Annotated in this window: 2 protein-coding genes; both read left to right on the forward strand. The window is 49.0% G+C overall.

The window, feature by feature from the left end:
* A partial coding sequence (locus FBQ85_29505; protein MDL1879268.1) for a HAMP domain-containing histidine kinase occupies positions 1-215 on the forward strand: 215 nt, incomplete at its 5' end.
* 39 nt (positions 216-254) lie between these two features.
* A partial coding sequence (locus FBQ85_29510) for a hypothetical protein (protein ID MDL1879269.1) occupies positions 255-2,159 on the forward strand: 1,905 nt, incomplete at its 3' end.

The raw sequence follows: 2,159 nt of genomic DNA on the forward strand, positions 1-2,159 counted from the left end.
TTGAGACTCGTTTGAGCGACAACGGCGGCGGCATCTCCGATGAAGTGCGGGAGAAAATCTTCGAGCCGTTTTTCACGACCAAGCCGACGGGTTCCGGCACCGGACTGGGTTTGTCGCTTTCGTTTGACATCGTCACGCAGGGACATGGCGGCACGCTGACGGTGGAAAGCAGGGAGGGCGAAGGTGCGACGTTTATTGTGAAATTGCCTGCATAAATTGCGTATGTGGAATAAAGTGGAAAACTGAGGCTGAGAATGCAAAAACAAAGCCCGATGAAAATGAATATGCGTTTCTACAGGGCTGCACTAATAGCCCCAATCCTGTGCCTGGCAACGTGCCTTTCTGCCCAGGAGCCCCTATTTGTCATTACCAAAGACAGCCTGGAATCCGGGCGCTCGCTGCTGATTTCGGAAAGGTGGAAGTACCATCCGGGCGACAATATTGCCTGGGCTGATCCAAATTTCGATGATAGCGATTGGGAAATTGTCGACAGCCATCTGACCGAGGAAGCGATGCCGGAAAGTGGCTGGCCGGGCATTGGTTGGTTCAGATCTTACCTCGAAGTCGATAGTGCGCTTTCAATCGTACCGATGGCTATTTTTTTATCGCATAACGGTGCTTCGGAAATCTATATCAATGGTGAGCTGAAATATCGCTTTGGCAAAGTTGGCGCCTCGACTGAAGATGAAGTCCCTTTTGCCATTTCTGTGGAGCAACCGCAGAGTGCCAAATCCATTCTGCTTCGCGGCGGTGAGATCTATTTGTTTGCCGTGCGCTATTCGAATTTTGTGCTTTATGAAAAAGATATTGCGTCTGAGGTTGGCTTTACTCTTGTTTTAACAAATATCGATGAGGCCCTTGCGCGAATTTTCACCGATGCACGCCTCACCAGCAGCGGTCAGTCAATTATGGTTGCAATCCCATTCGTGTTCTCGATCTCTCATTTTCTATTATTCTTCTTTTACAGGCGTCAACGCGAGCATATTTATTTTGCCATATTTACCGCATCCTTATCGGCGATGGCCTTTTTTGCGCATGAAAACGTTTTTGGATTTGAAACCGATACCCGGTTGGGCGTAACTTATGTTCACATAACCTATACCCTGTTTATTTTTATTGGCATTTCGGGGGTAAGATTTCTGTACTCTTTGTTCTATGGGAAACCGCCAAAATGGTACTTTGCCATCCTGGCGGTTGCGGCGATTCAGTGCATTTTAGTCTGGGTGGTCCCTCTTTCTATTCCCGCCCAACTGGCTATTCTATTTTTTGTTATTATGGTTCTTGAAATGTTCAGAATTGTTATTCTGGCAATCTTGAGGAAAAAGGAAGATGCCTGGCTCATCGGGAGTGGCTTCATTGCTTTTGCTGCGGGCAGTCTGATTATCGTGCTTTTTATTAAAAATATCCTGCCCCACAGTGCGATTTACCCCCTGATATTCTGGTTTGCGGCTATTCTTGTCGTTCCGCTGACCATGTCTGCTTTTCTCGCCCGCCGGTTTGCTGCAGTCAACCTCAATCTGCAAAGTGAGATTAAAAAGTCAGCCGAGCTGGAAATACAAAACGCGCGGCAGGAAATGGAATTGCAGAAAGCCAAAGAACTCAAGGAAGCATACGAGGCATTGGAACAGGCGCATGTTGATTTAAAAGCCACGCAACAGCAGCTCATCACGCAGGAAAAGCTCGCCTCGCTCGGCCAGCTCACCGCCGGCATCGCGCATGAGATCAAGAATCCGCTGAATTTTGTGAATAACTTTGCCGCGTTGTCGGTGGATTTGGCGAGAGAGTTGAGAGAAGAGCTGGTAAAACGTAAAACGAAAAGCGTGAATGAGAAAGATTTGACGGATATTGAGGAGATTCTTGACACGCTGGAACAAAACGCGGAGAAGATCAATCACCATGGCAAGCGCGCGGATGGCATCGTGAAGAGCATGATGCAGCACGCGCGCGGCGGTAAAGGCGAACGCCAGCCGACGGACGTCAACAGGCTGGTCGAAGAGTACGTCAATCTCAGCTACCACGGCATGCGCGCGAAAATTCCGGATTTCAATGTGACCATCGATCAGGATTTCGGCGAGCTGGACGGCAAGATCGAAATGGTGCCGCAGGATATTGGCCGCGTTTTGTTGAACCTGTTGAGCAATGCCTTCGATGCCGTGCGT

The sequence above is a fragment of the Cytophagia bacterium CHB2 genome (assembly GCA_030263535.1).
Taxonomy (GTDB): domain Bacteria; phylum Zhuqueibacterota; class Zhuqueibacteria; order Zhuqueibacterales; family Zhuqueibacteraceae; genus Coneutiohabitans.